General features: G+C 63.3%; 1 protein-coding gene. It reads left to right on the forward strand.

Annotation, left to right across the window (positions count from 1 at the left end; all coding sequences use genetic code 11):
• Positions 1-115: 115 nt before the first annotated feature.
• Positions 116-1144: an IS110 family RNA-guided transposase gene (locus NKH98_RS32850; protein WP_352904309.1), complete on the forward strand. Its 1029-nt coding sequence runs from the start codon at positions 116-118 to the stop codon at positions 1142-1144.
• Positions 1145-1434: the final 290 nt, after the last annotated feature.

A 1434-nucleotide genomic window follows, 5' to 3' on the forward strand; every position in this document is an offset into this window, starting at 1 on the left:
TTCAACAGATGGGGTGATTGGGGTCTCGCCCGAGCCAAGGTGCGGGCGGCTGCTCCTGTATGGATGTTACAACGTGGTCGCCTTGGAGCGCCACAAACATCGGGAAGGAGCAGCCGTGAAGTATTTTGCTGGATTAGACGTATCTTTGGAAGAGACCGCGATTTGCGTCGTCGATGAGAGCAGTCAGATCGTGAAGGAAACACGAGCGGCGAGCGAACCACAGGCCTTGTCCGATGCGTTGCGGAAGCTCGATCTGCCGCTGGAGCGCATCGGGCTTGAAGCGTGCTCGCTGACGGCCTGGCTTCACGATGGATTGTGCGCCGAAGGTCTGCCTGCGATCTGCATCGAGACGCGCCAAGCCAATGCGGCCATGAAGACGATGCCGAACAAGACCGATCGCAACGACGCCCGCGCGCTTGCGCAGATCATGCGCACGGGCTGGTATCGGCAGGTGCATGTCAAGAGCCGGCCATGCCGGCTGTGGCGTGCGCTGCTGGTTGCCCGCCGGACGGTGCTGAACGAGATGCGCAGCATCGAGAATGTCGTGCGCGCCATGCTGCGAGAGGCCGGCGTCAAGCTCGGTACGCCATCGCGCACCGCCTTTGCTGATCGCGTGCGCGAACTGGCCAGTGCCGAGGTGATGGCGATGGTCGAGCCGCTGCTTACGATCCTCGGCACCATGCTCAAGGAGTTCGCCCGGCTGACCAAGAAGGTTCTCGACATCGTCCGCAAGGAGGAGGTCTGCCGGCGGCTGATGAGCGCGCCAGGCGTTGGTCCGATTACGGCGCTCGCCTTCCGCGCCACGATCGACCGGCCGGAGCGGTTCGGCTCCTCGCGGGCGGTGGGAGCGCATCTGGGGCTGACGCCAGCGCGATACCAATCCGGTGAGACCGACATCCAGGGCAAGGTCAGCCGCTGTGGCGACGAGCTCGCCCGCACAGCACTCTACGAGGCAGCCCATTCACTGCTTGTGCGTTCCAAAAAGTGGTCGAGCTTGCGCGCCTGGGGCATGAACATCGCCAGACGCCGCGGCATGGCGCGGGCGCGGGTGGCGGTGGCCCGCAAGCTGGCCGTCATCCTGCACCGCATGTGGGCCGACGCAACCGAATTCCGCTTTGGAAAGGAAGCCGCCGGATCGGCATGAAATAGCGCAAGGAACAAAAACGAACACAAACAGTGGTTCGCCCGCGAGGGTGATCTGGATCGTTCCCGTGGGGACGATGGGCAAGGCGATCTCGTTAGCAGGCACGATCCTGGGCGAAGTCTCCCAAGGTCGTTCAACAGATTGAGACGCCTCGCTCTCCTGACCCCATCATGCGGCGGCTCCGCGCCGACCGCGAAGAGAAGCGAGTGACCCGCGGGGCGACATGGTCCGGAAAAAAGACAGGAAACGCTTGACCTCACCGACCCCAATCAGAGAAGCCTGCTAGATCC

Origin of the sequence: Mesorhizobium sp. M0833, assembly GCF_040319905.1 — a bacterium.
Classification (GTDB): domain Bacteria; phylum Pseudomonadota; class Alphaproteobacteria; order Rhizobiales; family Rhizobiaceae; genus Mesorhizobium.